This window comes from Rhizobium atlanticum (genome assembly GCF_030182485.1).
Taxonomy (GTDB): domain Bacteria; phylum Pseudomonadota; class Alphaproteobacteria; order Rhizobiales; family Rhizobiaceae; genus Rhizobium.
Map to the genome: position 1 here is coordinate 95,600 of NZ_JAQJCJ010000007.1, position 26,230 is coordinate 121,829.

General features: G+C 61.1%; 24 protein-coding genes and 1 riboswitch. Of the genes, 16 read left to right on the plus strand and 8 right to left on the minus strand.

Features of this window, described 5'->3' with window-relative positions; genetic code table 11:
- The first annotated feature begins 334 nt into the window (after positions 1–334).
- Both PH551_RS12345 and PH551_RS12350 read left to right on the plus strand, forming a co-directional pair.
- Complete coding sequence (locus tag PH551_RS12345) at positions 335–907, plus strand: CarD family transcriptional regulator (RefSeq protein ID WP_011427211.1); 573 nt, start codon at positions 335–337, stop codon at positions 905–907.
- Between the two features lie 375 nt (positions 908–1,282).
- A complete protein-coding gene (locus PH551_RS12350) occupies positions 1,283–2,146 on the plus strand; it encodes an RNA polymerase factor sigma-32 (RefSeq protein WP_011427212.1) in 864 nt (287 codons plus the stop codon).
- 51 nt (positions 2,147–2,197) lie between these two features.
- Here PH551_RS12350 and PH551_RS12355 read toward each other — a convergent pair whose 3' ends face one another.
- A complete protein-coding gene (locus tag PH551_RS12355) occupies positions 2,198–3,742 on the minus strand; it encodes a M48 family metalloprotease (RefSeq protein WP_285193206.1) in 1,545 nt (514 codons plus the stop codon).
- A 383-nt stretch (positions 3,743–4,125) separates the two neighbouring features.
- Complete coding sequence (locus tag PH551_RS12360; protein WP_285193207.1) at positions 4,126–5,664, minus strand: MDR family MFS transporter; 1,539 nt, start codon at positions 5,662–5,664, stop codon at positions 4,126–4,128.
- Between the two features lie 115 nt (positions 5,665–5,779).
- On the opposite strand from PH551_RS12360, the gene PH551_RS12365 reads away from it, so the two are divergent.
- The 3 genes from PH551_RS12365 (at position 5,780) to PH551_RS12375 (ending at position 8,846) form a co-directional block, all read left to right on the plus strand.
- The gene (locus tag PH551_RS12365) at positions 5,780–6,307 is read left to right on the plus strand and encodes a MarR family winged helix-turn-helix transcriptional regulator (RefSeq protein WP_085779823.1); all 528 of its coding nucleotides are present in this window, start codon (positions 5,780–5,782) and stop codon (positions 6,305–6,307) included.
- 65 nt (positions 6,308–6,372) lie between these two features.
- Entirely contained in the window at positions 6,373–7,023 is a 651-nt protein-coding gene (locus PH551_RS12370) for a thiamine diphosphokinase (protein WP_285193208.1), read from the plus strand.
- A 2-nt stretch (positions 7,024–7,025) separates the two neighbouring features.
- On the plus strand, positions 7,026–8,846 hold the full coding sequence (locus tag PH551_RS12375; RefSeq protein WP_285193209.1) for an ABC-F family ATP-binding cassette domain-containing protein: 1,821 nt from the start codon (positions 7,026–7,028) through the stop codon (positions 8,844–8,846).
- Between the two features lie 61 nt (positions 8,847–8,907).
- Here the strand turns inward: PH551_RS12375 and PH551_RS12380 are convergent, their stop codons facing one another.
- Complete coding sequence (locus PH551_RS12380; RefSeq protein WP_097598265.1) at positions 8,908–10,767, minus strand: ABC transporter ATP-binding protein/permease; 1,860 nt, start codon at positions 10,765–10,767, stop codon at positions 8,908–8,910.
- Between the two features lie 151 nt (positions 10,768–10,918).
- Positions 10,919–10,996: riboswitch (SAM riboswitch) on the plus strand.
- Between the two features lie 49 nt (positions 10,997–11,045).
- Here PH551_RS12380 and metA point away from each other — a divergent pair.
- The 6 genes from metA to PH551_RS12410 all read left to right on the plus strand — a co-directional run bounded on the left by metA (position 11,046) and on the right by PH551_RS12410 (position 16,938).
- Positions 11,046–11,969, plus strand: a complete 924-nt coding sequence (gene metA / locus PH551_RS12385) for a homoserine O-acetyltransferase MetA (RefSeq protein WP_085779827.1) — start codon at positions 11,046–11,048, stop codon at positions 11,967–11,969.
- 118 nt (positions 11,970–12,087) lie between these two features.
- The gene (locus tag PH551_RS12390; protein ID WP_285193210.1) at positions 12,088–13,110 is read left to right on the plus strand and encodes an aldose epimerase family protein; all 1,023 of its coding nucleotides are present in this window, start codon (positions 12,088–12,090) and stop codon (positions 13,108–13,110) included.
- A 130-nt stretch (positions 13,111–13,240) separates the two neighbouring features.
- On the plus strand, positions 13,241–14,017 hold the full coding sequence (locus PH551_RS12395; RefSeq protein WP_097598267.1) for a GntR family transcriptional regulator: 777 nt from the start codon (positions 13,241–13,243) through the stop codon (positions 14,015–14,017).
- Positions 14,010–15,041 (plus strand): SIS domain-containing protein, encoded by a 1,032-nt coding sequence (locus PH551_RS12400; protein WP_285193211.1) that lies wholly within the window; start codon positions 14,010–14,012, stop codon positions 15,039–15,041. The genes PH551_RS12395 and PH551_RS12400 overlap by 8 nt, the downstream gene beginning before the upstream one ends.
- On the plus strand, positions 15,041–16,192 hold the full coding sequence (gene nagA / locus PH551_RS12405; protein ID WP_285193212.1) for an N-acetylglucosamine-6-phosphate deacetylase: 1,152 nt from the start codon (positions 15,041–15,043) through the stop codon (positions 16,190–16,192). The genes PH551_RS12400 and nagA overlap by 1 nt, the downstream gene beginning before the upstream one ends.
- Positions 16,193–16,209: 17 nt before the next feature.
- A complete protein-coding gene (locus PH551_RS12410) occupies positions 16,210–16,938 on the plus strand; it encodes an SIS domain-containing protein (protein WP_285193213.1) in 729 nt (242 codons plus the stop codon).
- Positions 16,939–16,987: 49 nt separating this feature from the next.
- Here the strand turns inward: PH551_RS12410 and PH551_RS12415 are convergent, their stop codons facing one another.
- The 4 genes from PH551_RS12415 to PH551_RS12430 are packed head-to-tail and all read right to left on the minus strand — an operon-like array spanning position 16,988 to position 20,716.
- Positions 16,988–18,184 (minus strand): NAD(P)/FAD-dependent oxidoreductase, encoded by a 1,197-nt coding sequence (locus tag PH551_RS12415; RefSeq protein WP_285193214.1) that lies wholly within the window; start codon positions 18,182–18,184, stop codon positions 16,988–16,990.
- A 57-nt stretch (positions 18,185–18,241) separates the two neighbouring features.
- Positions 18,242–19,042 (minus strand): amino acid ABC transporter ATP-binding protein, encoded by an 801-nt coding sequence (locus PH551_RS12420; protein ID WP_285193215.1) that lies wholly within the window; start codon positions 19,040–19,042, stop codon positions 18,242–18,244.
- Positions 19,043–19,045: 3 nt separating this feature from the next.
- Positions 19,046–19,789, minus strand: a complete 744-nt coding sequence (locus PH551_RS12425) for an amino acid ABC transporter permease (RefSeq protein ID WP_285193216.1) — start codon at positions 19,787–19,789, stop codon at positions 19,046–19,048.
- A 9-nt stretch (positions 19,790–19,798) separates the two neighbouring features.
- Positions 19,799–20,716, minus strand: coding sequence for a substrate-binding periplasmic protein (locus tag PH551_RS12430; RefSeq protein WP_285193217.1), 918 nt, complete (start codon positions 20,714–20,716; stop codon positions 19,799–19,801).
- A gap of 148 nt (positions 20,717–20,864) precedes the next feature.
- Between PH551_RS12430 and PH551_RS12435 the strand changes: the two genes are divergently transcribed.
- Positions 20,865–21,533: a GntR family transcriptional regulator gene (locus PH551_RS12435; protein ID WP_157131437.1), complete on the plus strand. Its 669-nt coding sequence runs from the start codon at positions 20,865–20,867 to the stop codon at positions 21,531–21,533.
- A 170-nt stretch (positions 21,534–21,703) separates the two neighbouring features.
- Here the strand turns inward: PH551_RS12435 and efp are convergent, their stop codons facing one another.
- A complete protein-coding gene (gene efp / locus PH551_RS12440; protein ID WP_064696465.1) occupies positions 21,704–22,273 on the minus strand; it encodes an elongation factor P in 570 nt (189 codons plus the stop codon).
- Positions 22,274–22,419: 146 nt separating this feature from the next.
- Here efp and epmA point away from each other — a divergent pair, with 146 nt between their 5' ends.
- From epmA to PH551_RS12460, 4 genes are all read left to right on the plus strand, one after another.
- Positions 22,420–23,481, plus strand: a complete 1,062-nt coding sequence (gene epmA, locus PH551_RS12445; protein ID WP_285193218.1) for an EF-P lysine aminoacylase EpmA — start codon at positions 22,420–22,422, stop codon at positions 23,479–23,481.
- Positions 23,478–24,530: a lysine-2,3-aminomutase-like protein gene (locus tag PH551_RS12450; RefSeq protein ID WP_285193219.1), complete on the plus strand. Its 1,053-nt coding sequence runs from the start codon at positions 23,478–23,480 to the stop codon at positions 24,528–24,530. Before epmA ends, PH551_RS12450 begins: the two co-directional genes overlap by 4 nt.
- A gap of 263 nt (positions 24,531–24,793) precedes the next feature.
- Positions 24,794–25,045 carry an acyl carrier protein gene (locus PH551_RS12455; RefSeq protein ID WP_085779839.1) on the plus strand — a complete coding sequence of 84 codons (252 nt, stop codon included), beginning with the start codon at positions 24,794–24,796 and terminating at the stop codon, positions 25,043–25,045.
- A complete protein-coding gene (locus tag PH551_RS12460; RefSeq protein WP_285193220.1) occupies positions 25,045–26,226 on the plus strand; it encodes an acyl-CoA dehydrogenase family protein in 1,182 nt (393 codons plus the stop codon). Before PH551_RS12455 ends, PH551_RS12460 begins: the two co-directional genes overlap by 1 nt.
- Positions 26,227–26,230: the final 4 nt, after the last annotated feature.

Here is a 26,230-nt window from a genome sequence, read left to right on the forward strand (position 1 = left end):
TGCGTCTGGCATATGGGTGATCTGTGTTGCTCGCATGACTCAGGCGAAGCAAATTATTGATTTCCTCATATTTTTGTGATAGGTTTCCTGCACTGTTCCATTTGTGGCATGACGCATGCCCAAAACCATCACGAAAGCAAAACCAATCCGTCCCACGGTTTCCGTGACATATCAACGCCTTGAGCGTCGCATCCCAAGATGGCGCGCAAGACACATTTGCTTTTGCCTGATGGGACCAGAGTGAAGTCACCCGACGGATCTACCCGTCTCATCCGGGCCTGACTGACCCGGCTCCGGCCGCCGCCGGAAGCGTAACAGGGAGTTTTTGAATAGAATGACGACTCAGCAGAAAAAGCCTTCTACAGCACGTCACGGCTTCAAGACCGGTGAATCGATCGTCTACCCCGCTCATGGCGTCGGTACCATCACCGCTATCGAAGAGCAAGAAGTTGCCGGCATGAAGCTCGAACTTTTCGTTATCGATTTCGAGAAGGACAAGATGCGCCTGAAGGTTCCGGTCGCCAAGGCGATGAGCATCGGAATGCGCAAGCTTTCGGAAACGGACTTCGTCGATCGTGCGTTGAAGGTTGTGCAGGGCAAGGCGCGCGTCAAGCGCACCATGTGGTCCCGCCGCGCCCAGGAATATGATGCCAAGATCAATTCCGGCGATCTGATTTCCATTGCTGAAGTCGTGCGTGATCTCTATCGTGCAGAGAACCAGCCCGAACAGTCCTATTCCGAGCGCCAGCTCTACGAAGCAGCACTCGATCGCATGGCGCGCGAAATTGCCGCCGTTAACAAGATGTCGGAAACCGAAGCCGTCCGTCTCGTCGAGACCAACCTTAATAAGGGTCCGAAGCGCGGCAAGGCGATCGAAGAAGACGATTCGCAGGACGAAGCCGCTTAAGGCAAGCCTGTCTCTCCCATGAAAAAACCCGGCCTTTGCGCCGGGTTTTTTATTGGAACTTTTTCCCGACTGACGCGTTTATCACACGTAATTGCGGACTGCTCGTCGGGCGCTGGCTCGTCGGGCGAACTGCTATTCCGTCAATATTCGGTGAGGAGCGGCTCATGCCTTTTCAATATTGCCCGTACGGCAACATGAAGAAACAGGTCCGACCCAGCCGTCTTAGCGGCACATGATAAGAAATAGGGCCTTTCCCTGAGAAGTCTAGGGTGAGGCCCTTTTGCATTCGGAACCCATTCAGTCCGGACAGCGATGTTCCGGAAGGTGAGTTTTATTGTTCATTTTGAGGGCGAAGGCCTGTTTCGGGAGATCGAAATGAAGAACATGTCTGCAGATCGGCGCATGATCAAAATCGCGATGGCCGCCCCATATCTCGCCCGCCAGGAAGAGCATGATCTCGCCACTCGCTGGAAAGATCACGACGATCGCGGTGCGCGCAACCAAATCGCCATGGCGCATATGCGCTTGGTTATCTCCATGGCCGGCAAGTTCCGCAATTTCGGTCTGCCGATGAGCGACCTCGTGCAAGAGGGCTATGTCGGCCTGCTGGAAGCCGCCGCACGTTTCGAACCCGAACGTGACGTGCGTTTTTCGACCTATGCCAGCTGGTGGATCAGGGCGTCGATCCAGGATTATATCCTGCGCAACTGGTCGATCGTGCGCGGCGGCACCAGTTCGGCCCAGAAGGCGCTATTCTTCAATCTGCGCCGCCTGCGCGCTAAGCTTGCTAGGGGCGATACGCAACTGACACTGCAATCCATTCATCAGGAAATCGCGGCGGCTCTCGGCGTCAGCCTCGCCGATGTGCAGACCATGGATGCCAGGCTTTCCGGCAACGACGCCTCACTGCAGGCGCCGTCCGTCTCCGGCGACGCCGAGAGCGCGGAGAAGATGGATTTCCTCGTCAGCGACGATCCGCTGCCGGACGAGCAGGTTTCCAATATGATCGACGGCGAGCGGCGCCGCGTCTGGCTCGCCTCGGCGCTCAAACATCTCAACGAACGCGAGATGAAGATCATCAGCGCCCGGCGCCTGGCGGAAGACGGCGCCACGCTCGAAGAACTCGGCGCCGATCTCGGCATTTCCAAGGAGCGCGTGCGCCAGATCGAAAGCCGGGCGATGGAAAAGCTTCGCAGCGCGCTAGTCAGCGCCGATCCGCATATGGCGGCCTACGCTTGAAACGTCTTTCCGCTCCAGCAGCACCGACTGCCCGGCGCCAGCCGGGCTTTTTTATTCGGCAATGATTTTGACGCGGTCGCCGGGGGAAACGGCCGCACCCGTCGGCAGGGCATTGATGAGCTTGAAGAGATCGAGCTTGCGGTCGGTGCCCATCATGCGGGCGGCAAGCGTCGAGATGTTCTCGCCGGGCCGCACGGTAACGACGCGAATGCGCAGCGGCTTCAGCGAGGCAGCTTCCGCCGGTGTCATGCGCCGGAAGCTGGCGCGCAGAACATTGGCCGTCGGTTCGAGGGCATCGCTGCCCTTCGGCACGGCGGTCAGGAAACGGAAGATCTGCGCATTGTTGCGGATGACGGTGACATCGAAATCCCAGCGGTCGGCACTTGCGCGCGCAGTGGCTGCTTCCATGCCATTGACCGTAATCTGCTGAATGGTCGATGGGTCGAGACCGGTCACCCAGCCGCTGGAGATATAGTTTGTGAGGCTCTGGTTCTGGTTGTCGGCGACGCCATCGAAGCGGACGGCGATGTCGTTGGGGCCGGTGGCCATCACGGCTTCGACCTTGTTGTCGATCTTGAAGTCCGCCGGCACGTCGAAGCGGATCCCGAGGCCGCCATGCAGGAAAGTCTGACCGCGCACGTAGCCCTCTTCCGGGCTGTCGCCGTAGAGCAGGCCGTCAATGCCGTCAAGATAATAATCGCGGCCCTTGTCGCCGACCGTCCCCTCCTGGCCAAAGGCGCGCGCATGGGTGCGGGCAAGCTCGATGCGTTGGGCGGAGTTCGGATGGCTCGAAAGGAAGTCGAGGCTTTGGTCGGCTTCCGGGTCGACCGCCATGAAGCGGCTGTAGGCCGCCATGGAATCGAGGAAGCGGGCGGCGGCATAGGGGTCGTAACCGGTTTCGCCAAGCATGCGCACGCCGATGACATCGGCCTGCAGCTCCTGCTGGCGGGAGAAGGCGGCAAGCCTGAGCTTGCCCCGGGCCAGCGCCTGCTTGCCGGCAATGTCGCTCGAGAGGACCTCGGCGACGACGCGGCTGGCGATGACTTCGGCTTCTTCGCGCTTCTGCCGCTCGATACCGTGGTTCGCTGTCACGTGGCCCATTTCGTGCGACAGCACAGCGGCGACTTCCGAGGCGTCGTTGGCAAGCGCGAGCAGGCCGCGGGTGACGTAGAGATACCCGCCCGGCAGCGCAAAGGCGTTGATCGCAGGCGAGTTCAGGATGGTAATCCGGTAGGACTGGCTCGGATTTTCCGACACTGCCGTCAGTGCGCCGGCAATGCGCGCGACGAGGCGCTCGGTCCTGGCATCCTTATACTCGCCGCCGTAGCTTGCCACGATACGCGGATGCTCGCGGGCGCCCATCGCCGCCCGCGGATCGTTCTTCTGCACCTCGTCGACGATCTGGGGATTGGAAGAAGGCGAGATGCTCGGCTGGTAGGATTGTTCGATCAGCGGCTGACACCCGTTCAGCGCCATTGCGACGGCTGAAAGCAGCATCAGGCGATGGACGAAGCGCCGCGTCGCAGAGATGGCATCACTGGAAAGCGCGGGCGATTTCCACGTCGACAAGCTGTCCAGTCTGGTTCTCCGCATCATGTCGCTGTTTTGCCGGTTTGCCGCAGATGGGGACCGGCCTTGGCAAGGGGAACTCAACGGGTGCGCACCCCTGATCTCGCGCCGCATGCTAAGCCGATACACGTCGTTGCTGTAACTGATTTACGCATCGGTTGCATAGCGAGACTCTGTTTAATTGTGGCGCCGTTGCATTTTAGCAAGCCTCAGGCATCGAGGTTCCCTTCGCTCGGATGAAATTATGGCGAAAGTTCCGTCACCAGGCATAGATTTGTCGCCGGCACGGAAAAAGAACGGCCCGATTGAAGTAACAGGCTGGCAAATGGCAGTCCTGCCAGAAAATCGCAACTTCTAATTTATTTACGGGATAATGGAACGTCTGCCGGTGAATATTCCCGTTATGCCCGTTACTCCGCCGCTTCCGCCGCCGCCGATTGCGGTCGCTTCATTTCCCCGGTGCGGGGCAGCTGCACGGGCTTCAGCATCATTGCGGCAGCAAGGCCGATCAGGGCAATGGCGCAGGAAGTCATGAAAAGGGGCGAGAAGGCGGCGGCATAGACATCTGCGACGGCCTGGCGGCTTGCTTCGGGAAGGGCGGCCATCATCTTCGGCGTCAGCTGTTCGATATCGGCGACACCGGGAATGGGATTGCCGACCTTGCCGAGCCCAGAGGCGATGATCGCGCCATAGATCGAAATGGCAATTGAGGCGCCGCCCATGCGCGAGAGCGTCACCGAGCCGGTCGCGGCGCCGACGTCGCGAGCGGGGGCGGCATTCTGCACGCCGATGACGGGGACCTGCTGCGAAAGGCCGATGCCGATGCCATGCAGCATCATGATCGCGCCGATGAAGGCGATTGGCGTTCCGGCATGGACCTGTGACATCAGCGCAAAGGCAATGGCGCTGCAGGTGAGGCTCGCGATGGCGAAGGGTTTGTAGCGGCCGGTCATCGAGATAATACGCCCGGCGGACAGTGATCCGCAGACGAGACCACCGGTCAGCAGAATGAATAGAAGGCCGGCGGCCGATGGGGAAAGGCCGGTCGTCGTCTGTAGGAAGAGAGCGAGATAATTGACCATGCCGATGGCAATCGCGCCGCCCATCACCGATATTAGCAGCAGGAGGCTGAAGGTCGAATTGCGGAAGAGCTGCAGGGGAACGATCGGCTCCGGCGCGCGGCGCTCGACGAACGCCCAGGTGACGGCGCAGACTGCGCCGAAGGCGACGATGCCGATACTCTGTGGTGAGATCAACGCCCCGAACAATTCGCTGCTGTCTGTGGCAAGCACGATGCTCGTCGTCGTCAGCGCGATCAGGAGTGCGCCGGCATAATCGATCTTCGGGCGCCGATGCGGCTTGCGGTAGGGCAGCATGAAGGCAAGGCCGGTGAGCACGATGAAACCGATCGGCACGTTGACGAGGAAGATCGAGCGCCAGCCGAAGAGATCGCTCATCGTTCCCCCGAGCACCGGGCCGATCGCGCCTGAAGCCATCAGCACGAGGCTGGAATAGCTTTGATAGCGCGCCCGCTCGCGCGGCTCGAACAGATCGGCGTTGACGGCAAAGATCGATACCATGATGCCGCCACCGCCGAGGCCCTGCAGCACACGGGCGGTGATCAGCGTGTTCATCGAGACGGCGAGGCCGCAGACCGCGGAGCCGGTGGTGAAGATTGCGATCGCCGTCATCATCACATATTTGCGGCCGAAGAGATCACCAAGCTTGCCGTAGAGTGGCATGACAGCGCTGAGCGCCAGCAGGTAGGCCGAGCCGATCCAGCCGAAACGCTCGAGATGGCCGAACTCACCGACGATCGTCGGCAGGGCCGTGGAGACGATCTGATTATCGAGCGTGGCCATGAACATGGCGGTCATCAGAAAGAAGAAGAGGATAAGCCGGCGACGAGAATCCGTCACGAGCGGCGCAGGCGCGGGCTGCATGTCCATGGGGGCATATTTCCGAGTTTGATCTATTTTATGTGCTATTAGCATGGAATTGTCAACGGCATATGAGTGACTCCGGCATATTCAATTTTAACCTCCGATCTGCTATGGTGCCGTCATGAATGAGACGCTGACGAAGATCCTGTCCAACGGTCGGGCCGAGCCGGACGATGAGAACCTGCCTCGCATCGGCAAGAGCATGGCACGCATGCGCCTGATGACCGGCCGACGGCTGATCGGCAGGCTGGCGATCCAGAGTGCCGCACCGGGCCTTGAGCTTTCCCATCTCGACGTGCTGGACGCCGTGCGGCGGGCTGAGTCGCCCGGCGAGGTTACCGTCGGCTTGATCGCGGAGATGCTGCGCATCGACCCGTCGCGTGCCAGCCGGGTCGTGGCCGAGATGGTCGGGCGCAACGTGCTGCGCCGCGAAGCCTCCCAGGCCGATGCGCGGCGGATCGTCGTCGTCATCACCGAGGCCGGCCAGGCGCTGCTTGCCGAGATCCACGCGCAGAAAATGGCCATCATTTCCGAGATCGTCTCCGATTGGCCGCGCGAAGATATAGAGCGCTTCGCGACGCTGTTCGAACGTTTCATTGGCGGCTACGAGGCGATCTTTCTCTCGCGCGACAAGGACACGCCCGGTTGAGGCGAAAGCGCCGTCCGTCGGTGCCCCTTCCCCTCGCCCCCCCGTTTGCGCTAAGGGCAGTGCCCATGAGCCAATCCACCTTCACCATTCTGCTCGGCGGCGAACTCAGCCTGACGGAACGCCTGCGCCACGCGATCGGCGGCAGCCGTTTCATCGCGGCCGATGGCGGCATGCGGCATGCGGGGGCGCTTGGTGTCATGCCTGAGCTCTGGGTCGGCGATTTCGATTCGACGCCCCCCGAGCTCGAAGCGGGCTTTCTCGATGTGGCAAAGCAACCCTATCCCGCAGCAAAGGCGGCAACGGACGGAGAGATCGCGGTATCGGAAGCGGTCGCCCGAGGCGCCCGGCGGCTGATCCTCGCCGGCGCGCTCGGCGGCGAACGCTCCGACCATGCGCTTCAGCACCTGCTGTCGGCCGTCGGCCTTGCTGAGCAGGGTTTCGACGTCCTGCTGACCTCGGGCAAGGAAGAGGCCGTTCCGCTGCTCCCCGGCACGATCGAACTGGACCTTCCCAAGGGCTCCCTGTTTTCCGTCCCCGCGTTCAGCGAGCTGAAGGGGCTCTCCATCGAGAATGCGCGCTATCCGCTCACGGATTTCCATCTGCCTTTCGGCTCATCGCGCACCATTTCAAATGTCGCGGAAGGCAAGGTTCGCTTTTCGCTCGAGAGCGGCCGGGCGATCGTGCTTGCCCGACCCTATGATCTTTCCGGAGTCTGATTTTGGCCCCTCCCATTCTGAAACTCGACGACATCTTCCTGAGCTTCGGCGGCGCACCGCTGCTGGCGGGCGCTTCGCTGCAGGTCGAGCCCGGCGACAAGATCTGTCTCGTTGGGCGTAACGGCTCTGGCAAATCGACACTCCTGAAGATTGCCGCCGGCCTGGTCGAGGCGCAGTCCGGCGAGGTCTTCCGTCATCCGTCTTCGACGGTGCGCTATCTCGAACAAGCCCCGGACTTTGCCGGCTTCCGCACCGTTCAGGCCTATGCCGAGGCCGGGCTGGGACCGGGCGACGACCACTATCGCGTCACCTATCTTCTGTCGCATCTCGGCCTGACCGGCGAAGAAGATCCGAACACCCTTTCCGGCGGTGAAGCGCGCCGGGCCGCGCTTGCCCGCGTGCTGGCCCCGGAACCGGATATTCTCCTGCTCGACGAGCCGACCAACCATCTCGACCTTCCCACAATCGAATGGCTGGAAGGCGAGCTGCAGAAGACCCGCAGCGCCCTGGTGCTGATTTCGCACGACCGTCGTTTCCTTGAAAAAGTCTCGACGGCAACCGTCTGGCTCGACCGCGGCGCCTCGCGCCGGCTCGACAGGGGATTCGCGCATTTCGAGGCATGGCGCGACCAGGTGCTGGAGGCCGAAGAACTGGAGCAGCACAAGCTCGGCAAGGCGATCGAGCGCGAAGAACACTGGCTGCGCTACGGCGTCACGGCCCGGCGCAAACGCAACATGCGCCGCCTCGGCGAGCTGCAGACGATGCGTTCGCAATATCGCGGCCATAAGGGACCGCAAGGAACGGTGCAGGCGACGGTTTCGGACGCGCAGGAATCCGGCAAGCTGGTGATCGAGGCCGAGAAGATCACCAAGAGCTTCGGCGACCGGGCCATCGTCACGCCGTTCTCGATCCGCGTACATCGCGGCGATTGCATCGGTCTCGTCGGGCCGAACGGTGCCGGCAAGACGACGCTCCTGAAAATGCTGACCGGCCAGCTTTCGCCGGATAGCGGCACAGTGAAACTCGGCACCAACCTGGAGATCGCCACCCTCGACCAGAAACGCGAGGACCTGAACCCCGAGGATACGCTTGCAAACTACCTGACGGACGGGCGTGGCGAAAACCTGCTCGTAAACGGCGAACAGCGCCATGTCACCGGCTACATGAAGGAATTCCTGTTCCAGCCGGAACAGGCGCGCACGCCGATCAAAAGCCTCTCCGGCGGCGAACGCGCCCGGCTGATGCTGGCGCGCATCCTGGCGCGCCCGGCAAACCTCCTGATCCTCGACGAACCAACCAACGATCTCGACATCGAGACGCTCGACCTCCTGCAGGAAATCGTCGCCGGCTTTCCCGGCACCGTCATTCTCGTCAGCCACGATCGCGATTTCCTCGACCGCACCGTGACCTCGACGATCGCGCCCGCCGTAGCGGATGCGCCCGACGGCCGATGGATCGAATATGCCGGCGGTTACACGGACATGCTGGCGCAGCGCAAAGGCGCGATCGAAGAGCGCCGGAAGGCCGAGAAGGCGGCGGAGAAGCCGAAGACGCAGGAGATAACAGCTTCCGGCGGAGGCTCGAAGGGCAAGCTTTCCTTCAAGCAGAAATTCGCGCTGGAAAATCTGCCGAAGGAGATGGCCAAAGCCGAGGCCGAGCTCGCCAAGCGCGAACTTGTCATGGCCGATCCCGGTCTCTTCACGCGTGACCCCGCCGCCTTCAATCAGCTTGCGAGCGATATGGAAAAGCTGCGCGCCGGCCTGTCCAAGATGGAAGAGGAATGGTTGGAGCTCGAAATGCTGCGCGAAGAGCTCGAAGGCTGAGACTCTCGCGCTCAGCCGCTCGCGTCACGCTGCAGGTAAAACTCCTGCTGATGGGGAGGTCTTAAAGCGCCGGCGCGGGGACGACGGCTGCGCCCGCACTGGCGCTGGCGCCGGTGGTCTGGGCGACCTGCTGCTGCGGCTCTTCAGATCTCGAAGGCAGAGCCTGCAGATGCAGCACCCGCGGCTGCAGCGCCTCCAGATAGGTTTCAGAGCGGCCGATATAGATCATGCCCGTTTCGGGTATCGAAGTCAGCACGCTGCACATCGTCTCCTGCCATTCCGGCTCCATGCCCTCGAGCACTTCGTCGAAGATGATCCAACGCGGGCGCACCAGCAGCAGGCGCGCGAAGCCGATCGCCTTCTGCTCATCGCTGTCGAGCAGCTTGTCCCAGCGGGCGCGGGTATCGAGCCTTGCGATCAGAGAGTGCAGGCCGGCCTTTTCAAGGGCCGCCTCGACGGCAGCCTGCTCGTAGGCATCCGGGCTTTCGGGGAAGGCAAGCGCCTCGCGCAAAGTGCCGCCCGGAATATAGGCAATCTGCGGAACGAACAGCATGTCGTCGATCGGCGGCAGACCCATCGTGCCGCTGCCGCACGGCCAGAGCCCGGCCAAGGCCTGGAACAGCAGTTTGCGGTTGACGCTATGATCGCCGTTGATCATGATCTTTTCGCCGGCCTTGATCACGATATCGGTTTCACGCAGGCGAAAACCGCCGCATTCCTCGATGTCTTCGCCGATTTTGGCATTGATCACCACATCCTTCAGCGTCAGCCTGTCGGGGGTGGTGTTTTCATAGGCGATGCTGCCCTTCACACCAAAGTCCTCGTCCATGTCGAGCAGCGCCTGGCGGAAGTCGGTGACGCGCATCAGCGTGGCACGCCATTCGGCGATCGGACCGAAATTGGCGACATACCAGCGCAACGCCGTATTGACTTGGTTGAAGGCGCCGACCGACATCATCAGCTGCCCGAGGGTGAGGCCGCCGGAAAAATAAGCGGGTGCGGCAACGATAATCGGGATAACGATCACGAGCCAGCCGTAGCCGGCCGAAACCCAGGTGAGATTGGTATTGGCCATGGCGAGCCGCTTGACCACCCTCAGCACCGAACTGATGTCGGTGTTGATCCGCCGGCGTTCATTCTCTTCGCCGCGAGCGACGGTGATTGCCGGCATGTTCTCATTGGCATGCATCAGCGTGAAACGAAGCTCGGCCTCCTTCGAGAACCGGTCGGCATTGAGCTTGACCAGCTTGCGGCCGACGACCTGACTCAGCACCGAGGCGGAGGCGGCATAAAAAATCGCTGCCCAGACCATGTAGCCTGGAATGGAGAAGCTGTGGCCGCTGATGTGGAAGACGAAGCCGCTCGACAGCTCCCAGAGCACGCCGATGAAGCTCACCAGAAGAATGGTTGACTGTAAGAGGCCGAGAACGAGCCCTGTCGTGCTTTCGGCGAGGTTACGGGAATCCTCGTGCAGGCGCTGGTCGGGATTGACGCCGATCAGGCCGCTCGAGGCGAGCCGCAGCGCTCGCTTGCGCTTCAGCCATTGATTGACGAGATCGCGCGACAGGCCCTCGCGCATATAGAGCGCGGTCATCTGGTTCAGCCAGGCCTGCAGCACGTTGAGCAGCAGCAGCGTGCCGGCGATCATCGCAAAGATTTCGAGCTGATGGAAGAATTCGCCGAGATCGCGGCGCTCGAGCGAATCATAGAAGGGGGCGTTCCACTCGTTCAGAATGACCTGGCCGTAAGCTGTCAGAAGGATGACAAGGATCAGCACGGTTGCCAGAAACAGCACCTTGCCGCGCACTTCAGAATTCCAGAATGCCGAGAACATTACTCCGAGGCGATATGTCAGGCTGAAGTCGTAACCAACCTTATCCTGCCTCCTGGTGCCCGGCCTCCCCTCGATCTTATCTGCCATCATGCTTTTCCAACCGCCCATACTGTCATTATTAACATGGTGGCGTTACCGGTCTATCAACAGATTTTATCAGTCATTAAACTGTGATGATTCTTGGCGCTCCGCTCCTGCATGCATTCGGAGTTGATTCGCGGCTCAACTGGGACTAATTAAGGCACTCCGTGGTGATTTGGCCGGCCGGCTTGCAGCCACGTTAAAAAAGTCGCTAAAGGGCCGCGTGCGGACCGGTAGCGATTTTTTCGCCGCCGGTTTTTTATTTTCGATCGAGTTGACCGCAAATGCCCATCAAGATCCCCGATACGCTGCCCGCTTTCGAAACCCTGGTTCAGGAAGGTGTGCGGGTGATGACCGAGACGATGGCGATCCGTCAGGATATAAGACCGTTGCAGATCGGCCTGCTCAACCTGATGCCCAACAAGATCAAGACCGAACTGCAGATGGCCCGTCTCGTCGGCGCTTCGCCGCTGCAGGTGGAGCTGTCGCTCATCCGCATCGGCGGCCACAAGGCGAAGAACACATCCGAAGATCACCTGCTCGCCTTCTACCAGACCTGGGAAGAGGTGAAGCAGCGCAAGTTCGACGGCTTCATCATCACCGGAGCGCCGATCGAGCTTCTGCCCTATGAGGACGTTACCTATTGGGCAGAGATGCAGGAGATCTTTAATTGGACCGAGACCAACGTCCATTCGACGATGAACGTCTGCTGGGGCGCGATGGCGGCGATCTATCACTTCCACGGCGTTCCGAAATATCAGCTGAAGGAAAAGGCCTTCGGCGTCTACCGGCACCGAAACCTGAAGCCTTCGTCCATCTATCTGAACGGCTTTTCCGACAATTTCGAGGTTCCGGTGTCGCGGTGGACCGAGGTGCGCCGCGAAGATATCGAGAAATCCGCAAGCCTGGAAATCCTGATGGAATCCAGCGAGATGGGCGTATGCCTCGTGCACGAGAAGAGGGGCCGGCGGCTCTACATGTTCAACCACGTCGAATATGATTCCACCTCGCTTTCGGATGAGTATTTCCGCGATGTGGATGCCGGCGTGCCGATCAAGATGCCGCATAATTACTTCCCGCATAATGATCCGACGCTTGCCCCGCAGAACCGCTGGCGCAGCCATGCGCACCTCTTGTTCGGTAACTGGATCAATGAGATTTACCAGACGACGCCCTATGACGTCGAAGAGATCGGCATGGATCTTTGACCGGCATTTCTTTCTGACCTGCCCGGTTGCGGTTTGGAGCAAATGCGGGCAGGTTCCGGTCCGGAACTCTATAGCGCCGCGCGTCTTATCGGACGCGCAAAGGAACGGACGGTCGATTATGTCGGATAAGTTGGAGCGGGATGTTTTCGGGCAGACGAAGGAGGGCGAAACCGTCTATCGCGTCGTCATCAATGGCGGCGGCCTGACGGCCAAGATCATCACCTGGGGCGCGGTCATCCAGGATCTGCGCCTTGCGGGACATGACGCGCCGCTGCAGCTTGGCTTCGAGGAGTTCGACAACTACCCGCTCTACTCGGCCTATTTCGGCGCGACGCCCGGCCGCTGCGCCAATCGCATCGGCGGCGGCAGGTTCACGCTCGACGGCAAGGATTATCAGCTCGAGCGGAACGAAAACGGCGTGACGCATCTGCATGGCGGCAGCGACAACATCGGCAAGCGCAACTGGACGATCGTCGAGCATGACGTCGACCGGCTGGTGATGAAGATCGTCGATCCCGACGGCCGCGCCGGCTACCCCGGCAATTGCACCATCCAGGCGACGTTCCGGGTGCATGGCAACGGCGAGCTGTCGATCACCTACGAATCAACAAGCGACCAGCCGACGCTCGCCAATGTCTGCCAGCACGCCTATTTCAATCTCGACGGCCGCGACGATGCGCTAGGCCACGACATCATGATCGCCGCCGATCACTATTTGCCGACCGACGAAAAGCAGGTGCCGACCGGCGAAATCCGGCCCGTTGCCGGCACTGAATTCGATTTCCGCGAGATGGCTCCGATGAAGCGTTTCGTCGGCAATGAACAGGCATTGTACGACCATAATTTCTGCCTGTCTCGCGAACGCACCGCCAAGCGGACTGTGGCGCTCGCCCGCAGCCTCTATTCCGGCGTGTCGCTGGAAGTGCGCAGCACCGAGCCGGGCGTGCAGTTCTATGCCGGCTTCAAGCTCAATACAGGTGCTCCCGGCCTCGGCGGGCGCAAATACGGCCCGTTCGCCGGCTTCTGCCTGGAAACGCAGGTCTGGCCGGATGCCATTAATCACGAAGGCTTTCCGAATGCGGTCCTGCGCCCCGGCGAAGTGCTGCGCCAGGAGACGGACTACATCTTCACCAAGAGCTGAGCATTCTAGAGACGCACGGCTGTCAAATTTGAGCGTTATGAACCCTCTTCGGTTTGCCGGAGAGGGTTTTTTTATGCCTTGTCCGATTCAGACTTGCCGATTGGTTCTATATAGGTTCTATTGTCTGCCCATGGATAGAACCAGTCTAGTAGCTGAACTCAATAGACGCGGCCTGCGCGACGAAGCGTTGGCCGGGCCGCTCTACAAGCGGCTGGCGCAGGCGCTGACCAGCCTCATTCAGGAGGGCTTGCTGAAGGCCGGCACGGCGCTGCCGGGCGAGCGCGACCTTGCCGAGGCTCTCAAGCTTGGCCGCGTCACCGTGCGCACTGCCTATCGCGACCTCATGGCGGCGGGCGCACTGGAATCGCGCCACGGAAGCGGTACTTTCGTATCGGGTAAGGTGGAGCGCATGGAACAGTCGCTCTGGCGGCTTTCCTCCTTCTCCGCCGACATGCGCTCGCGCGGGCGTCTGCCGGCCGCGCGCATCTTGTCACGCGAGGTCAACACGCCGTCTCCGGAGGAATCCTTTCTGCTCGGCCTCGGCGCCGGCGAACCGGTTCTGAGGCTCGACCGTCTGCGCCTCGCCGACGGCCTGCCGCTGGCGATCGAGCGCGCCGTCGTGCCGGTCAAGTTTCTGGGGGAGAACGCCGGCGGCGAGGGATCGCTCTACGATGCGCTGGCGGCGAATGGCCACCGACCGGTGCGTGCGCTGCAGCGGCTGACCGCCGTCACGCTCGATGCGTCCTATGCCGCGATGCTGAACGTCAAGGCAGGCGCGCCGGCGCTTCTGATCGAACGTGTCTCGCGCCTGGAAGACCAGCGCGTCGTCGAATATACCCGCTCGCACTACCGCGGCGATGCCTATGATTTCGTTGCCGAATTGAGAATTGGAGATGACCATGAGTGAGAACCAGTCGTTGATGCTGCAGGAAGCCGGCCAGTCGCCGGAGGTGGTGGCCACGCTTCTCGAAAAGGAAAAACCGGTCTTTGCGGAAATCGCCCGGCTGTTTTCGTCCGCCCGCCCGAGCGTGGTGACCACGGCGGCGCGCGGCTCCTCGGACCACGCCGCCACCTTCTTCAAATATCTTTTCGAGATCACCTGCGGCGTACCGGTCGCATCGGTGGGACCGTCAATCGCTTCCGTCTACGGCGCTGCCCTCCATCTGAAGGGCGGTGTGCATTTCACCGTTTCGCAGTCGGGGGCCAGCCCTGACATCGTGGCTTTGCAGGAGGCGGCGAAGAAGGGTGGGGCGACGACCATCGCCGTCGTCAACGTCACCGACAGCCCGCTTGCCAAACAGGCCGATATCGTTCTCGGTCTCAACGCCGGTGCCGAAAAGAGTGTGGCGGCGACCAAATCCTTCATTGCCTCCGTCGCCGCCCTTTCCGGCGTGACGGCCGCGATCGGCGGCGCGTCCGGCCTGCAGGCAGCGCTTGAAAAACTGCCGGAGGCGCTTTCGGCGACCGCAGGTATCGAAACGGCGGCGGTCGAGGAGGTGCTGTTCCATGCGACCTCGCTCTATACGGCCGGCCGCGGCCCGGCCTTTGCGATCGCGCTCGAAGCGGCCCTGAAGGCCAAAGAAACCTCCGGCCTGCATGCCGAGGCCTTTTCGCTGGCGGAACTGATGCATGGCCCTATGCGCCTGGTGCAGCCGGGCTTTCCGATCGTCGCCTTCGCGCCTGATGACGCGGCCTTCGTCAATAACGCTCAGGCGCTGGAGCGCCTGCAGAAGCTCGGCGCCACCACCGTCGGTTTTTCGGCACAGCCGCTTCCCGGCATCAATCTGCGCGTGCCGACGACGGGCAATGGTCTGATCGATCCGCTGGTGTCGCTGCTCGTCTACTACCGGCTGATCGAATCGGTGACGCGCCGCAAGGGCTTCGATCCCGACCGGCCGGCGAACCTGCTCAAGGTGACGGAGACGATCTGATGGTCCGCAAGATCTTCGTCGGCGCCCGCATCTTTGACGGCGAGCGCTTCCATGACGACAAGGCGCTCATCGTTGCCGACGGCCGCGTCGAAGCGATCATCGCGGTAAACGACCTGCCCGATGGCGAGACGGTCGCTCTTGCGGGCGGCATCCTGTCGGCCGGCTTCATCGATGCGCAGGTCAATGGCGGCGGCGGCCGAATGCTGAATGATGAGCCGTCCTCAGCGTCGATGAATATCATCGCCGGCGGGCATCGGCCTTACGGCACGACGTCGCTGCTGCCGACCTTGATCACCGACACATCCGAGGCGACCAGTGCCGCTATCGAAGCGGCGAAGGAGGCTGTGAAAGAAAACCGCGGCGTCGCCGGCCTGCATCTCGAAGGCCCGCATCTGGCGCCAGCCCGCAAGGGCGCTCATTTGGCCGAGCTGATGCGGCCGGTGGAGGATAGCGACATCAAGGCCTTCATCCGGGCACGTGAGTCGATCGGCACGCTGCTCGTCACCATCGCCGCCGAGCAGGTGACGGTCGCCCAGGTGCGCGAGCTTGCCGAAGCCGGCGTCACCGTCAGCATCGGCCATTCCGATTGTTCCAGCGAGGCGGCGGAGGAACGGTTCGATGCCGGAGCGCGCGGGGTCACGCATCTCTTCAACGCGATGAGCCAGATGGGCCACCGTGCTCCGGGCCTGGTCGGCGCGGCCATCGATCATCCCGCATCCTGGTGCGGCATCATTGCCGACGGCCATCACGTCGATCCGAAGGCCCTGCGCACGGCGCTGCGCGCCAAGCGCGGCGAAGGCAAGCTGTTCTTCGTCACCGACGCGATGTCGCTTGTCGGCTCGCAACAGGACTCGTTCACGCTGAACGGACGCACCGTTCGGCGCGAAAGGGGCGGCTTCTGCTCGAAGCTCGTGCTTTCCGACGGGACGCTCGCCGGCTCCGACGTCGATATGATCTCGGCGATCCGCTACGGCGTCACCTATCTCGACCTGACGCTCGCCGAGGCCTTGCGCATGGCGACCCTCTATCCCGCGCGTTTCCTGAGGCTTGCCGATCGTGGCCATCTCTCGCCGGGCGCGCGCGCCGATCTCGTACATCTGACAGATGCGCTTACTGTCACCGCCACCTGGCTTGCCGGCGAGGCAGCCTGAACGCAAGGAGAAGCGGGATGACCGACATTACCGATGCCTATTTCTCCAACCTGATCGGCCGGCTGGAGACGTTGAGGCAGGCGCTCACCGAACCGATGGCGCAGGCCGCGGCGGTCATCCTCGATGCCGCCCGCGACGACAAGCGCGTCTATGTGTTCGGCACCGGCCATTCGCACATGCTGGCGGAAGAGGTGCACTACCGCGCCGGCGGGCTCGCCTTCACCGTGCCGGTGCTTGTCGGCTCCGCCATGCTGCATGAGGGCGCCGTCATCAGTTCGGTCTATGAGCGCACACAGGGCCTTGTGCGGCCGATGCTGGAGCGTTACGGCATGCAGCCGGGCGACGTTATCATCATCGCCTCCAATTCGGGTGTGAACGCCGCGCCGATCGAGACGGCCGACTATGCGCGCGACATCGGCGCAAAGGTCATCGCCATCACGTCGATCGCCTATTCCTCGGCGATCGCCAATGGTCGCCGCCGGCTCGCCGACGTCGCCGACGTGGTGCTCGACAACGGATTGCCGCCGGGTGACGCCGTTGTCGATCTCGAAGGAACAGGACTTCGGGTCGGACCGGTCTCGACGGCGGTCGGGGTGACCATCATCAATGCGATCTTTGCCGAAGTTGCCTCGGAGCTTTCGAAAGCCGGCGATGCGCCGGTTTATCTCAGCGCCAACATGCCGGGTGCAGCCGAGATCAACCAGAAGCTCGTCAAGAAATACCGGCCGCGCAACCCGCATCTGTGAGATCGAGGATAACGGCCTGCTGATGTCGCAGGCACGATTCGTGACGCGATCAAGCGGCAAGAATAGAGCTGACCATGCGGGCTGTCCGCGGTGCCAGCGTAAAGCCGATATGCCCGTGTCCAAAAGCAAACACGACGTCCCTTCCACCTCTTGAAGGCCGGATGACGGGAACGGAATCGGGCATGGAAGGGCGAAAGCCCATCCAGCTCCGGCTTGGTTCACCAAGCGTCGGGAAAATCCTGCGGGCGTTTGCCAATAACACTTCGAGGCGCCTCGGGTTCGAAGGCGCGGTGAGGCCTCCGAGTTCCACGGTGCCAGCGACGCGCAGCCGGCCACGCATCGGGCAAAAGTAAAATCCATGATGCGTCGGACACACCGGTCGTTCCACCGGCGGTGTTTCCATATCGAATTCCAGATGATAGCCACGCTCGGTGTCCAGGGGTATGCGCTCTCCGAGCTGCAGAGCCAGACCGCGGGAATGAGCGCCGGCGGCGATCACCGCGGCTCGGGCGCGAATGCTTTGGGCTGAAGCCATCATCCTCACCCCGTTCCGCTCCCGCGAAATCGATATCACGGAGTCCCGGACGAATTCGACGCCCGCTTGTCTGGCGGCGGCTTCCATCACGCTCATGACCTCGCCAGGATCGGCGAAGTTTATCGCTTTCGGAAAGAAAAGCCCCCCGCCATCGACCCGCGGCAACCGGGGTTCCAGGCTTTGCACCTCGTCGGGGGTGAGAAGCTGCTGCGCTATTCCGTAGTTTCGGCGAAGCTCCACATCCGAAGCCGCCGCCGTGAAAGCCTCGGGCGTCTGGTACAGGTAGAGGCATCCTTTCGCGCTCAAGAGATCGGACCCGCCGATTTCCGCTGCGAGTTCGAGCCATTCCGATGACGCGTCGGACAGAAGGTCGGCGATGCGGCTCGCATTGTCTCTGTATCTGTGAGGAAGGGATTCGTAGGCAAAACGCATCAGCCATGGAAACAATGTCGGCAATGCCGCCTTGCGGATGGACAGCGGGCTGTCGGCATTGAGCAGCAGCGAGGCCAGGTTCTTCAGAACAGCAGGCGTGCCGACGGGAATGATTGCATAATCGGCGATCGTTCCGGCATTGCCGTAAGATGCGCCCGAACCGGGTTTGTTGGGTTCGATCAGGACGACATCGCGACCGTCGGCACGCAGCCGCAGAGCGGTTGCCACGCCGATCACGCCGCCGCCGATTACGGCGATATCTGTTGGTAGCTTGTTCATGAGATGTGGATTTATCTTTTAGTGAAACGAGGCTTGGATGCCTTATCAGACCAAGAGCTAACCTGGCGAAGCGTAGCGCGCGACATAGGCGGCCGTGCGTGCTTCCGTTGGGCGGTCAAGCACATCTGCGGCGGTTCCCTGCTCGATGATAAGGCCGCCGTCGATGAAAACGACCCAATCCGACACTTCCTTCGCAAAGGGCAGCTCATGGGTGACGAGGATCATCGTCATGCCGTCGGCAGCAAGCTCCCGCATGACGCGGAGGACCTCGCCGGTCGATTCAGGATCGAGCGCCGATGTCGGCTCGTCGAACAGCAAAACCGTCGGTTCCAGCGCCAAGGCGCGTGCAATCGCCACACGCTGCTGCTCGCCGCCCGACATCTGTTCCGGATAGGCCATCGCCCGTTTGGCAAGGCCCACTCTCGTCAGAAGTTTCACTGCCCGTTTCACAGCCTCTTTCTCGCCGATCCCGGCTGCGTGTATCTGAGCGAGAACGACGTTCTCGACGGCCGTCAGATGCGGGAACAGATTGAAACGCTGAAACACCATGCCGACGCGCTGCCGAAGCTTTGCAAGATTGCGGCAGGTCACCTGGCCGTCGGCGAAGATCGTCTCATCGCCGACGGTGATCGTTCCCTCGTCGGGACGTTCAAGCAGATTGACGCAGCGCATGAGAGTGGTCTTTCCTCCGCCGCTCTGGCCAATGATACTTATGATTTTGCCGACAGGAACCTCGAGATCGACGCGGTCGAGCACCAGGCGCCCATCGAAAGACTTGCGCAATCCGCTAATTTTGACGGCGGGGCGACCGGCCGGCTGGTTTGATACGAAGACGGTTTTGGCAGGAGTGGTCGTCATGGGTCAGACTCTCCCCTGGGCGAGATAGGTTCTGGCTAACTTGAGCCGTCGCCTTCTGGCCAATGACAATGGCGCGCCGGCATGGATCTTGCGCTCCAGCAGAAGCAGACATTGTGACACCGGGTAGCAGATGGCGAAATAGGCCGCGGAGATCACGAGATAAACTTCAAGCGCCCGGAATGTTTCCGAGGCTATCAACTGTGCTTGCGTCATCAGTTCAGCAGCGGAGATCGTCACAAGCAGCGAGGTCGATTTGATCAAGTCGACGAACATCGTATTGGTGCCGGGAAGCGCCAGCCGAACCGCCTGCGGCAGGACGACATGGCTGAATGTCTTGCCTCGCCCTAGCCCGAGAGCTTGAGACGCCTCTTGCTGGCCTTGGTGTACGCCGGCGATAGCTGCCCGAAAGATCTCGGACAGATAAGCGGCGTAGAAGAGCATTAAGCTCAACACTCCGGCCTCGAAAACCTCCAGCCTGATGCCTACGGAAGGCAGGCCGAAGTAGGTGAGAAAAATGATCGCCAGAAGCGGTACGTTTTTAAAGAGCTCGGTGTAAAAGGCTGCGGGGACACGGACCAGGCGCAGCCGATTGAGCCTCATCAGCGCAAGGGCAAGACCAAGGATCGTCGCGCCGATGAAGCCGGCCACGGTGTAGCCGAGGGTCCTGAGCAGACCCACGACAATGTTTCCGACGTAGTCATTCCAGGGCACCTGGAAAATATCGGTGAGGGATGACAACGCCGTCATGCTTCGATCTCACTTTTCGATGGAGGGCGGGTTCCAGTCGGCGGGACGGTCAACGCCGCGCCGCCGTGCCGCCATTTCGGGCGATGGAACCAGGAACTGCTTGGGATCACCGCCCCATTTCGTGATCAAGGCGGCAAGGGATCCGTCCTTGTACATGGCGTCGATCTGATCGGACACAGCCTTGGCCAGCTTCGGCGACTGCTTGGGAAGGTAGAATCCGGTCATGTAGGCCTGGAAGTATTTGTAATCGGGGTGAGCGGCCACCTGCTCGTTTGTCGGCTGCTTCAGGTATTCGATGCGAACCTTCATGTCGGGGCGCTGCTGTTGTTGATAGGTGATCAGCAGCGGATCGAGAAAGCCGACGTCCAGACGCCCGGAAGAAATATCCTGGAACACACCCTCGGCGCTCGGGAAGGTATGAGGTGACGCGTTAGGGACCTGCGCGATCGATTTCGCCCAGACATACCCCGTCACAGTGCCGAGATTCTTGCCTTCCAGGCTCGCAACATCCGGAAAACTCGTCGTGCCGCTCACGGCCATAGCCGGCGGCGAATAATACGGAGGATCCGTAAACAGGCCGACCTTCTGGCGCGCATCGGACCATGCAATTCCGCCAATGGTTATATCAGCCCGCTGCGTCTGCACGGAAGCGAGCATGCCTGGAAAGTCGGTGACGTTGATTTCCATCTTGAGACCAAGCTTATCGGCCACGGCCGTCAGGATATCGCTGTCGAGGCCGACCAGCTTTCCATCCTTGACCGCCGTATAGGGCATGTAAGGCTCGACCGTAACGACGAGCGTGCCCGGCTTCATCAGTTCCAGATCGTCGGCATTGGCCGCGGACGGCACAGCCGTCGCCAACAACCCCAAACTCAGGATTGCCAGAACGAACCCCTGCGCTTTTTTCGTCAATTCAGCATGTTTCATTTGAACCCCTCTTGGCGGTTATATATTGCTGATATATTAAGAATATGCAGACATGATATGAAGTCAAGCAGATTCGTTAACCGCCTTTTTTCTATGCGGAATAGCGCTTAGCTGTGCGGAAATGGACAGAGAGAGGAACGCGCCGAATATGTTCGAAGTGGATTACGAAGCGGCTGAATCAACGCTGGCGGAGCGGACCTATATTCGGTTGCGAGACGACATCATCACGACACTGCTTCCTCCGGGCACGCTTCTGCGGGAAGCCGAGATCATGAAACGCATGGAGGTCGGGCGCACGCCGGTCCGGGAGGCGATTCAGCGTCTGCAGTATGATGGTTTCGTTGTCGTCAGCGCGCGGCGCGGCACATTTGTCAGTAAGATCGATATCAATGATCTTACGGCGGTCTATGAGGCACGGGCTCGGATCGAGTCCTGGGCAACCCGACTGGCTGCGGAAAGGCTGCGCGAGTTCGAGCGGCAAGAAGCGCGGCAACTGATCGATGAGCTCAAGCAAACAACCGGTCCGATGGCGCTGGATGATATCCTTGCTTTAGATCGCCGGGTTCACCGATTCATTTACAGGGTGGCGAAAAACCCTTTCTTGTCCGCTACGCTGGATCACTACCACAATCTGTCGCTGAGAATTTTGTACGTCGCCATGAAACGGTTTCCGACCTTGGTGCCGCGCCTCGAGGACGTGTTGCATGACCAGGTCCTCATGCTTGAGGCGGTATGCAGAGGGGATTCAGATGAAGCTGAAAAGATCGCAATGGCTCATGTCATGAGCTTCGAGAGCGAGGTCCGAAAGGTAATCTGATTCGGCTCTTGGAATTGGGTGCAGCTTTGGCTGAGCGAAAATACTCCGGCAAACGAGCAGTCCGAAACAATCGCGCGCTGCGAGTGGACGCGGCATCGACACCTGCCTGCATTCCACATTTCAGTCAGAGGCCGGCGTGAGCCGGCCTCTTCAATTGATGAAAACCAGGATCAGTCCTTGGCGCGTTCGACGTAGGAATTGTCTTCCGTCGCGATGACGACGCGGGTGCCGGCGTCGATATGCGGCGGGACCGAGGTGCGGATGCCGTTGGAGAGCATGGCCGGCTTGTAGGACGAGGATGCCGTCTGGCCCTTGACGACCGGTTCGGTCTCGACGATCTCGAGCGTGACGTGGCGGGGCAGTTCGAGCGCCAGCGGAATGCCTTCGTGGATCGACAGGATGCAGGTCATGCCTTCCTGCAGATAGGCCTTCTGGTCGCCCATGGTTTCCGCGCTGACGACCACCTGGTCGTAGGTCGCCGGGTTCATGAAGTGGAAACCTTCGCCATCTTCATAGAGGTACTGGAAGTTGACGTCTTCGACGAAGGCGCGCTCGACCTGTTCGGTGGTGCGCCAGCGTTCGGAGACCTTCACGCCGTCGACGATGCGGCGCATGTCGACCTGGGTGACCGGCGTGCCCTTGCCCGGATGAAAGTTCTGGGCGGTGAGAACGACGTAGAGCTTGCCGTCCACGTCGAGAACGTTGCCCTTGCGGACCGAAGAGGCGATGACCTTGACCATAAGACTTCCTTGTAACTCGGCTTTCGGCGTCGTAGAGGACTGTCGAGACGCCCCAAGACGCAAATGTTTTTCTTTGGGGCGCAACTAACCTAAAATCCGGGAAATAGCCACCCCCATACCGGCTTCTCCGGCGAAGAAAGCTTGGAATGAACTTTTCGGCCAAAGCGTCCCCCTGGTGGACCCCGTCCGTGCATGCCGACCGCCGCCCGTTCCTGATCGGGCGCAATGCGATTCAGGCTGCGCTGCGCGGGTTTTTCGCGCGCGAGGATTTCATCGAGGTCGACACGGCGGTGCTGCAGGTCTCCCCCGGCAACGAAGCGCATCTGCATGCCTTCGCGACGCAAGCGATAACGACGGACGGTCAGGCGGCACCGTTCTATCTGCACACCTCGCCGGAATTCGCCTGCAAGAAGCTGCTTGCTGCGGGCGAACAACGCATCTCGTGTTTTGCCCATGTCTATCGCAATCGCGAGCGCGGGCCGTTGCACCATCCAGAATTCACCATGCTCGAATGGTATCGGGCCGGTGAAAGCTATGAGAGCCTGATGATGGATAGCGTGCGGATCCTGGCGCTGGCGGCCGAAACAGTGAAGACGGACAAACTTTCCTATCGTGGCAGCGAAAGCGATCCCTTCGCCGGGCCGGAGCGGATCAGCGTCGCAGAAGCCTTTGAGCGGCATGCCGGCATCGATCTTCTTGCCTCCGTTGCCGCCGACGGTTCGACCGATCGCGAGCATCTGGCGGCCGAACTCAGGCGTGTCGGCATGCGCGTCGCCGGCGACGACGGCTGGGCCGATCTGTTCAGCCGGGTGCTGGTCGAAAAGATCGAGCCGCATCTCGGCTTCGGCCGTATCACCATTCTCGACGAATATCCGGTCTCGGAGGCCGCACTTGCACGTCCCTCGCCGCGCGACCCCCGGGTTGCCGAACGCTTCGAGCTCTATGCCTGCGGCGTCGAGCTTGCCAATGGTTTCGGCGAACTCACCAAAGCCGGCGAACAACGGCGGCGCTTCGAGATCGAAATGGCCGAGAAGGCGCGGATCTATGGCGAGACTTATCCGATCGATGAGGATTTTCTTGCCGCGCTGTCGCTGATGCCCGAGGCAAGCGGCATCGCGCTCGGCTTCGACCGGCTGGTGATGCTGGCCACGGGGGCGTCGCGGATCGACCAGGTGCTGTGGGCGCCGGTTGCGGAGTACGGAAGATGAATGCCGTCAAACCGATCAAGAGCGTCGACGATCTCGTGAAGGCGGGGCTTGCCGCGCCTGCCGACCGCGCAGCGCTCGAGGCGGTCGCCGCGCGTTACGCCATCGCGCTGACGCCTGCCGTCACCAGGCTGATCGATCACGCCGATCCCAGCGACCCGATCGGCCGGCAATTCGTGCCCGATGCGGCCGAACTCATCGTCGCGCCCGAAGAACGTGTCGATCCGATCGGCGATCACGCCCACAGCCCGGTCGAGGGCATTGTGCACCGTTACCCGGACCGGGTGCTGCTGAAGGCCGTGCATGTCTGCCCGGTCTATTGCCGTTTCTGCTTCCGCCGCGAAATGGTCGGGCCGCAGGGTCTCGGCACGCTCGATGCGGCGGCGATGGAGGCAGCCTTCGATTACATCGGGAGTCATCAGGAGATCTGGGAGGTCATCCTGACCGGAGGCGACCCGCTGGTGCTTTCACCGCGGCGACTCCGCGAGATCATGGAGGCGCTCGCTAATATTGCCCATGTGAAGATCGTGCGTTTCCATACGCGCGTCCCCGTCGTCGATCCGGAGAAAATCGATGCGGCGCTCATTGCCGCGCTGAAGGCAAGTGGCAAGACGATCTATGTGGCGCTGCACGCCAATCATGTCAGAGAGTTGACGATGGAAGCGCGGGCGGCCTGCGCGCACTTGGTCGATGCCGGCATCGCCATGGTCAGCCAATCGGTGCTGCTCAAGGGGATCAACGACGACCCTGCGATTCTTGCCGAACTGATGAAGGCTTTCGTCGAAATCCGCGTCAAACCTTACTACCTCCATCATCCCGATCTCGCGCCCGGCACCAGCCATTTCAGACTGACGATCGAGGAGGGGCAGAGGATCGTCGCGGCGCTGCGCGGCCGGATTTCCGGCCTCTGCCAGCCGACTTACATTCTCGACATCCCGGGCGGCCATGGTAAAGCCGTTGTCAGCGGAAGCACTGTTCGGACGACGGGCGACGGGTGTTATTCCATCTCGGATTACCGCGGCGGCGAGCATTCCTATCCGCCGGCTGACTGACCCGAGGTCGCGCTTTTGCGTATCATTTCTGTACTCGCCGCGTCGGAAGCCGCGTCGAGCATTTCCATTGAAATGATCTTAGCTCATTGATGTAAAATGAATATTCCTGCCGTCACCGGAAGGATCGTTAAAATCCTAACTATGAGGACCCATCATCTTTAACCCAACCTGTTAGCGGAATGTTCTGTTTTCCGCACTAAAAGGACGCTCATGACAAGGCGATGAACGCCGGTTCGGGATCATGAGAACCTTGGAGTGATGGGATGAATAAGACAATCCGCGACCTCGTAGCCAAATTCGGCAAACTTCCTACGCCGGTTGACCAGATCGCCGACGACGCCGATCTTTATGCGGCAGGTCTGACGTCCTTTGCCTCGGTGCAGCTGATGCTCGGCATTGAAGAGGCGTTCGACATCGAATTTCCCGACAATCTGCTGAACCGCAAATCCTTCGCGAGCATCTCGGCCATCGCCAAGACGGTCGATATCATCCAGGATGGTCGGAAGGTCGCCTGATGAACTTCCCCGTCAAGATCATAGAGGACGGTCTTGTCGCAAGGGTCGCCCGTGTCGCCGAAGTTGCGGCGAGACATGCGGATGCCGTCGACATCGAAGGCCGCTTCCCCAGGGAAGCCGTGGATGCGATGAAGGCCGAGAGGCTGCTCGGCATTCAGGTGCCGCGTCCGCTCGGCGGTGAATCGGCCTCGATCACCCAAATCGCCGAGTTGTGCTCGATGCTCGGCCAAGCCTGTGCCGCAAGCGCCATGGTCTTCGCCATGCACCATATCAAGCTGTCCAGCCTCGTTGAACACGGCGCCGACAGCGAATGGCATTGCGGCTTCATGCGCGGCATCGCAGCAGAACAACTGCTGATCGCGTCGGCCACCACCGAAGGCGGCATCGGCGGAAACCTGCGCAACAGCATTTGCGCGATCGAGATCGACGGTGATACCTGCCGCCTCGAAAAGGATGCGACCGTCATTTCCTACGGCTCGCATGCCGACGCCATCCTTATCACTTCGCGTGCCCATCCGCAGGCGGCCTCCTCCGATCAGGTGCTGACGGCCTTCCTCAAGGACCAGTACACGCTCGAGAAAACGCATGTCTGGAATACGCTCGGCATGCGTGGCACCTGCTCCGACGGCTTCCTCTTCAAAGGCCAAGCGCCAGCGCGGCAGATCCTGCCGAAGCCATTCGCCGAGATTGCGGCGCAATCCATGCTCGCCTCCTCGCACCTGCTCTGGAGCGGCGTCTGGTATGGCATCGCGGTCGATGCTGTTGCCCGCGCCCAGGCCTTTGTGCGCGCCGCTGCCCGCAAAGCGCCGGACGCCCAGCCGCCGGGCGCGCTGCGCCTCGCCGAAGTCTCGAACCTGCTGCAAATGGTGAAATCCAATGTCGTTGCCGGGTTGAAGGCTTATGACGATGCCAAATCAGACCCGGACAGGCTGTCGTCGATGGGTTTTGCGGTGGCGATGAACAACGTCAAGATTGCCTCTTCCGAGACGATCCTGGAGATCGTCAATCACGCCATGCTGATCTGCGGCATTATGGGCTACAAGAACGGCACGCCCTTCAGCCTCGGACGCCATCTGCGCGATGCTCATTCCGCACAGCTCATGATTTCGAACGACCGCATCCTCGCCAACACATCGAGCATGCTTCTCGTCCACAAGCAGGACACTAGCCTACTGGGATAAAGCC

Coding starts and splice junctions, on each gene's coding strand:
- PH551_RS12410 (WP_285193213.1), top strand. CDS start 16,210: ATGACCGACATTACCGATGCCTATTTCTCCAACCTGATCGGCCGGCTG.
- PH551_RS12430 (WP_285193217.1), bottom strand. CDS start 20,716: ATGAAACATGCTGAATTGACGAAAAAAGCGCAGGGGTTCGTTCTGGCA.
- efp (WP_064696465.1), bottom strand. CDS start 22,273: ATGGTCAAGGTCATCGCCTCTTCGGTCCGCAAGGGCAACGTTCTCGAC.
- PH551_RS12350 (WP_011427212.1), top strand. CDS start 1,283: ATGAAGAACATGTCTGCAGATCGGCGCATGATCAAAATCGCGATGGCC.
- PH551_RS12370 (WP_285193208.1), top strand. CDS start 6,373: ATGAGCCAATCCACCTTCACCATTCTGCTCGGCGGCGAACTCAGCCTG.
- PH551_RS12450 (WP_285193219.1), top strand. CDS start 23,478: ATGAATGCCGTCAAACCGATCAAGAGCGTCGACGATCTCGTGAAGGCG.
- PH551_RS12455 (WP_085779839.1), top strand. CDS start 24,794: ATGAATAAGACAATCCGCGACCTCGTAGCCAAATTCGGCAAACTTCCT.
- PH551_RS12345 (WP_011427211.1), top strand. CDS start 335: ATGACGACTCAGCAGAAAAAGCCTTCTACAGCACGTCACGGCTTCAAG.
- PH551_RS12360 (WP_285193207.1), bottom strand. CDS start 5,664: ATGGACATGCAGCCCGCGCCTGCGCCGCTCGTGACGGATTCTCGTCGC.
- epmA (WP_285193218.1), top strand. CDS start 22,420: ATGAACTTTTCGGCCAAAGCGTCCCCCTGGTGGACCCCGTCCGTGCAT.
- PH551_RS12365 (WP_085779823.1), top strand. CDS start 5,780: ATGAATGAGACGCTGACGAAGATCCTGTCCAACGGTCGGGCCGAGCCG.
- PH551_RS12415 (WP_285193214.1), bottom strand. CDS start 18,184: ATGAACAAGCTACCAACAGATATCGCCGTAATCGGCGGCGGCGTGATC.
- nagA (WP_285193212.1), top strand. CDS start 15,041: ATGGTCCGCAAGATCTTCGTCGGCGCCCGCATCTTTGACGGCGAGCGC.
- PH551_RS12395 (WP_097598267.1), top strand. CDS start 13,241: ATGGATAGAACCAGTCTAGTAGCTGAACTCAATAGACGCGGCCTGCGC.
- metA (WP_085779827.1), top strand. CDS start 11,046: ATGCCCATCAAGATCCCCGATACGCTGCCCGCTTTCGAAACCCTGGTT.
- PH551_RS12355 (WP_285193206.1), bottom strand. CDS start 3,742: ATGATGCGGAGAACCAGACTGGACAGCTTGTCGACGTGGAAATCGCCC.
- PH551_RS12420 (WP_285193215.1), bottom strand. CDS start 19,042: ATGACGACCACTCCTGCCAAAACCGTCTTCGTATCAAACCAGCCGGCC.
- PH551_RS12400 (WP_285193211.1), top strand. CDS start 14,010: ATGAGTGAGAACCAGTCGTTGATGCTGCAGGAAGCCGGCCAGTCGCCG.
- PH551_RS12460 (WP_285193220.1), top strand. CDS start 25,045: ATGAACTTCCCCGTCAAGATCATAGAGGACGGTCTTGTCGCAAGGGTC.
- PH551_RS12425 (WP_285193216.1), bottom strand. CDS start 19,789: ATGACGGCGTTGTCATCCCTCACCGATATTTTCCAGGTGCCCTGGAAT.
- PH551_RS12435 (WP_157131437.1), top strand. CDS start 20,865: ATGTTCGAAGTGGATTACGAAGCGGCTGAATCAACGCTGGCGGAGCGG.
- PH551_RS12380 (WP_097598265.1), bottom strand. CDS start 10,767: ATGGCAGATAAGATCGAGGGGAGGCCGGGCACCAGGAGGCAGGATAAG.
- PH551_RS12390 (WP_285193210.1), top strand. CDS start 12,088: ATGTCGGATAAGTTGGAGCGGGATGTTTTCGGGCAGACGAAGGAGGGC.